The 5,460-nt window shown below is 54.7% G+C and carries 5 protein-coding genes; 2 read left to right on the top strand and 3 right to left on the bottom strand.

All coding sequences use genetic code 11. The features are described from left to right. From HQL65_06370 to rfbB, 3 genes are all read right to left on the bottom strand, one after another. Positions 1–259: flagellar biosynthesis/type III secretory pathway protein (locus tag HQL65_06370; GenBank protein ID MBF0135845.1), on the bottom strand; the 259-nt coding region annotated here is incomplete at its 3' end. A gap of 246 nt (positions 260–505) precedes the next feature. Further along, positions 506–1,855, bottom strand: coding sequence for a 3-deoxy-D-manno-octulosonic acid transferase (locus tag HQL65_06375; GenBank protein ID MBF0135846.1), 1,350 nt, complete (start codon positions 1,853–1,855; stop codon positions 506–508). A 24-nt stretch (positions 1,856–1,879) separates the two neighbouring features. Beyond that, positions 1,880–2,896, bottom strand: coding sequence for a dTDP-glucose 4,6-dehydratase (gene rfbB, locus HQL65_06380; protein ID MBF0135847.1), 1,017 nt, complete (start codon positions 2,894–2,896; stop codon positions 1,880–1,882). Positions 2,897–3,494: 598 nt separating this feature from the next. Between rfbB and mshL the strand changes: the two genes are divergently transcribed. Then, positions 3,495–5,126, top strand: a complete 1,632-nt coding sequence (gene mshL / locus HQL65_06385) for a pilus (MSHA type) biogenesis protein MshL (GenBank protein MBF0135848.1) — start codon at positions 3,495–3,497, stop codon at positions 5,124–5,126. Beyond that, a partial coding sequence (locus HQL65_06390; GenBank protein ID MBF0135849.1) for a hypothetical protein occupies positions 5,123–5,460 on the top strand: 338 nt, incomplete at its 3' end. The genes mshL and HQL65_06390, both read left to right, overlap by 4 nt.

Below are 5,460 nucleotides of genomic sequence, written 5' to 3' on the forward strand. Positions count from 1 at the left end.
TCAGCTTGCGGTTTGGATAGCGCAGACGGATCAGGGCATAATAGTTCAGCATGCGCCAGACCATGGTTTCTGGCGTACTTTGCAGTTCCAGATGGAAAATGGAGCCGTCCTCCAGGAGGAAGACCAGATCCGGGCAGCGTTTCTGGGTGGAGGGGAATTCCACTGGCAGCATGCGGATGGCTCTCTTGCCGGTCAGACGCAGCAGGATTTGCTGCGGAGAGTCTCGGAACACATCTTTGATGGTTGTGTCGTAGCGCATGGGGTGTGTCTGGGTGTCAGGTGACTCTGCCGGTTTGTATGGAAAAAGGGGGGGGGCAGTGCGATTGTGCCTTTGGGTACTGTACCTGTTCAGTCTACCAGAAGATGGCGCTGGTGTCATTCATTTTGAATCTGATGCGGAATTGTTCGCCAAAGTTTGAGTCGAACCGGGAATAGCTGCACATGCAGGAGGCCTGGACCGAAGATGCTGGCAAACTGTTTGTATGTTTGGCCGGGGAAAAGGCGGTCATGGAAAAGGTCGAAGCGTAGCCTGGATTGCCTGTACTGTGCGCTCCAGGGCACCGGCATGGGTCATGACCACATTTTTGGCGCGTTGCCCGGTTTCTTGACACAGGGATGGATTTTGCAGCAAGTGCAGGACAATCTTTTCCAAGGCAACCGCATCCTGGACCTGAAAGCCGGCCCTGGCCTCCAGGATTTGCCGAGCAGCATCCCGGAAATTGAAAACATGAGGCCCGAAAATGGGGGGTATGCCCCAGGCGGCGGGTTCCAGAAAATTTTGTCCCCCATGCGGTATCAGACTGCCCCCGACAAAAACAATCTGCGCCAATCCATATAAACGGGTCAACCAGCCAATTTCATCCACCAGAAGGACCGGTTCGGTCCAGTTGCCCCGGGTCTGACTGAAGAGACGAAAAGAAAATCCTTTCTGGGTGAGGGTGTTGTCGAGCAGGGAGGCTCTTTCTGGATGGCGAGGGACAAGGATCAGACGCAGGTCGGCAATATGTTGGCGCACTGCGTAAAAGGTGTCCAGAATGAGGGTCTCTTCGCCGGGGTGGGTACTGGCCGCCAACCAGATGGGGGGGGGCGTTGGTCCGGTCCGTTGCTGCAAGGCAACCATTTCTGTTTGAGTTGGCAGGCGCATGGCCTGGTCGTATTTCAGGTTGCCGGTGACAAGCAAGTGGGGCCGGGCAGGTTGATGGTCGCATGATACTGTCTGGGGAGAAGACAAGGAAGGATGGATCTGTCGCATCCGATCGGCATCCTGGGGAGACTGCATGCAAAACAGATGAACCGGTTGCAGGAAACGCCCCATGGCCCAGGCCATGCGGCGATAACGGGCAAAAGATCTGGGGGAAAGCCGGCCATTGACCAGAATGATGGGGATGGCGGATTTCTCCAGGGCATGGAACAGGTTGGGCCACAATTCGGTCTCCATGATGATGACAAACCGGGGACGAATACAGGGCACCACACGCTCGATGATTCCCGGCAAATCCAGGGGGAGATAGATCAAATGATCGACGCAGGTCAGACGGTCACGAACCACCTGTTGTCCGGTTTTGGTGACCGTGGAAACGACAACGCGTAACCCGGGAAAGCAGCGATGCAACGCCTCGATCAATCCCTGGGCCGCGAGCGCCTCCCCCACGGAAACCGCATGTACCCAGAAACAGGCGTTCTGCTCCAAATCCTGACAGATACTCTTGGGGATGTGACCCAAACGTTGGGCAAGGGTTCCCTGGTATCTGGACCTGGCCCCCACCCGCAGGGCCATGAAAGGCAGAGAGACAAGGCCGAGCAGAGAAAAAAGCCCGGTATAAAGTCCATACAGATACTTGTCCGGCAGGCGCACGTTGGTTGATTTCCTGGCAGGGTTTCAAGCGGTATGTTGACAATACCACAGCACCGTCTCTTCCAGTCCCCGATCAAATTCAATCCGGGGTTGCCAACCCAATTCGTTTTTGATTTTATGGGCATTCAAGGCATAACGCCAATCGTGACCGGGTCGGTCTGTGATGAACGTGATCAACCGGGCATGGGGTGCCCCAGCCGGCTTGACGTGGTCCATGATGGAACAAATTTTTTTGACCAGGTCCAGATTTTTCCATTCATTATCGGAGCCAATATTGTAAACGCTGCCCGGCCTGGCCCGTTGCAGGATCACCTCGATGGCAGAACAGTGGTCCATGACGTGCAGCCAGTCCCGAATGTTGCCGCCGACACCATAGACCGGAATGGCCTGCCCATGCAGGCAAGCCCGAATGACGGTGGGGAGCAACTTTTCCGGATGTTGACGGGGACCGTAATTGTTGGAACAGTTGGTCTGGGTCGTCGGGACGCCATAGGTGTGAAAATAGGCCCGCACCAGATGATCGGCCCCGGCTTTGCATGCGGAATAGGGCGAGTTGGGACGATAGGGCGTGGCCTCGTGGAAAGGTTCATCGTCGGTTTGCAGGGCACCGTATACTTCGTCCGTTGACACATGATGGAAACGGACCTGACCCTGGGCACCGCGTGCAGTTTCCGCCCAATATTGACGGGCCGCTTCCAGCAGGGTCCAGGTTCCGACCAGATTGGTGTGAATGAAGGCATCCGGACCGGAGATGGAACGATCCACATGACTCTCGGCGGCAAAATGAACCACGGTGTCAATGGTGTGTTCCCGAAAAATACGTTCGACGCCAGAACGGTCGGCGATGTCGCCCTGGATAAATACGTATCGGTCCGGGGCAGGTAGTCCCGTCAGATTATCAAGTGACCCTGCATAGGTCAGAAGATCCAGATTGACCACGCGAACATCTGGATCCTGTGTCAAAATGTGGTGGATGAAGTTGGCTCCGATGAAACCGGCACCACCGGTGACCAACATGTTGGATGGTTTGTGATCAGCCATGATAAGGTCTCATTCGGATTGCCGTAAATGGTTGCTGGAGATGAATTAAAATGATTGCTGGGATTGACCTGGGTCAAGGTGATTTATGAAATTTTCGCAGTATTGAGCGTGCGGGTGCAATTGGGAACCAAGAAGAGGAAGTCAATGTTGGAACAAAATTTGCTAGAAAGGCGAAGTGCCCTCCCTGAATAAATATCTTTCAAGGCGACAGGGACCGTTGCCGATCAGGTATTGCGTAAAGAATCGACTTTACAGGAAAAAGGTGGCATAATGCACCCCTTGAGCTGCATGGCAGGACAGTAGCATCGTTGAAAGAAAAGGGGAAGAAAAGAATCCTGGCAAATAATTTTTATTTATCCGAGAAATGGGGTAACCTGTTCCGTGAGGTTGAAATAGAATCCTGGTATGACGGCTTGGTGTGGTTGATTTCCGTGAAAATTTGTGTTTCTGGCCTTTCAGGTGCATACTGCGAGTGGAATGATTCATCCTTTCCATACCTGGAATTTTAGACCGGAGTGGGAGAAATCCAGTTATGAAGAATTTGCAGGTCATTAGCGGCATGGTTCTGTGTTCTGTGTTGGTCGTTGGATGTCAGAACATGCCCGTGCCCGACGACAAACAGGGCGCTGGTTCGCTGCTGCAAAAAAGCCATCAAGACCTTTCCGCAAGGGATCAGGTGCTGCGCAGCGGCGAGCGGGAAACATTTCAGGATTTGCGGCATCTTTATGCGGGGGTGCCGGCTCGGGACACGCATGAAACTTTGCTGAAAGCGTCGGAGTCCCTGGCGCAGCGACAGCAGGAGATACACCGGGATATGCCGAAAAAGGTTTCGGTGGCAGCAGAGCCGCAACCTGTGTTGCCAGAGTATAATCCCCTTGACGATGTGATGGTCTCCCTGGAAATGGACAAGGAAGATGTGCGACACATTTTCCAGGCCCTGGCCAAGATGACCAACATGAACCTGCTGATCAACCCGGATGTGGTTGAAAATCCACCCATCGTCAGCGTCAGTTTCCACAATGTGGAAGCTTCGACCGTCTTTCGTGAGGTTCTCGACCTGGCGGATCTTTACGGGCGGATCGAGGACAACGTTTTGCGAGTCGATCCCTTCCAGGAAGTGACCTTCAATGTGGACTTCCTTGAGACCGACAACAAGTCGAACTTCTCTGCCGGTGGCGATGTCATGGGCAGCGCCGGAGGCGGGGGTGCGACGGGAAAAGGAATCACCGGGAGCTTTGCCATGTCGGGTGCTTCAGGTGACTCCAACCCCTACACGCAACTGGAAAACATACTGAAATCGTCCATCGGAGGTGCCGGTACCTACAATCTGAACCGGATGTCCGGCCTCCTGCACGTCAGGGCCAGACCCTCGGCCGTGCGACGCTCAGCCAAACTTCTGGAAGATTTCAAGGAGATTGTTGGTCGGCAGATCCTCATCGAGGCGCGTATCATGGAAGTGCGCCTGAACGATCAGCATCAAACGGGTGTGGACTGGGCGGCCTTGCGTAATGGTGTCCTGATCAGTCAAGGAATTGGCCAAAGCATAACGCCTTCCACAACCGGGGCACCCCAAGTCTCGTTGTCTCCCCTGACCGGTCTGACGACCAATGCCTCGGCAGCGGTTGCCGGTGCGTCGGGTATGGCCATGACCATCGGCAGAAATGTCGGGAAAACCACCCTGTTGGCCGCATTCAACATGTTGAAGCAGTATGGTGATGTGCAAACCATCTCCAATCCCTCCATCCGCGCCAGACATGGACAGCCTTCCATGATCAGTGTGGGCCAGTCACAGGCGTTCGTGAAACAAACCAAAACAACGCCGTCTACAACCACAGGTGCCATAACGACCGCTGGCACGGTTGATGTCCAGCCAGACTCCGTCTTTCAAGGATTGATCCTGGGAATCGTGCCTTTCATCAACGCCCAGGGGAAGATTACCCTCTCCATCCATCCGGTCAAGAGCGATGTGGATCTCAGCAACGTTGTCAGGGCAATGGATACCGAGATCACCCTGCCGAAGGTTGACCTGAAAGAGATGAGTACCACGTTGCAGATTGAGAGTGATGATACCGTGATCCTCGGAGGTTTGATCAATAAATCACGCTCCTCCGTGCGCACGGGTGTGCCCGTACTCTCGGAAGTGCCCCTGTTTGGCAGATTGTTCACGTCGAACAGTGACAGTGATGTGGTCAGTGAGTTGGTCATCATGCTGCGAGTGAATGTCCTATGAGCATCATGTACCGTGCCCTGCGCAAGTTGAAACAGTCGGATGCGGCAGCGGTTGGCGTGGATAGGGGAAAATTGCCCGGCGGCAGATCCCTGGACGAAAAAGAAGGGGAAGTACCTTCCGCTGTGAAAATTGCCCTGGGAGTCGTCCCGGTGGTCGTTCTGGGCCTGGGGGCCGGGTATTGGTACACACACCCGGACAGTCTGGATGATTTGCTTGGCAAGGAAACCGGTTCCTCCCTGGCAGCATTTAAAAATGCGGCCGGCGTCTCTTCCCGGATGGTGCCGGTCGTGCCCACACCAGCAGCCTCTCCGCCAGCGCCGGCATCGGTTGCCTC

The organism is Magnetococcales bacterium (assembly GCA_015228935.1).
Classification (GTDB): Bacteria; Pseudomonadota; Magnetococcia; order Magnetococcales; family DC0425bin3; genus HA3dbin3.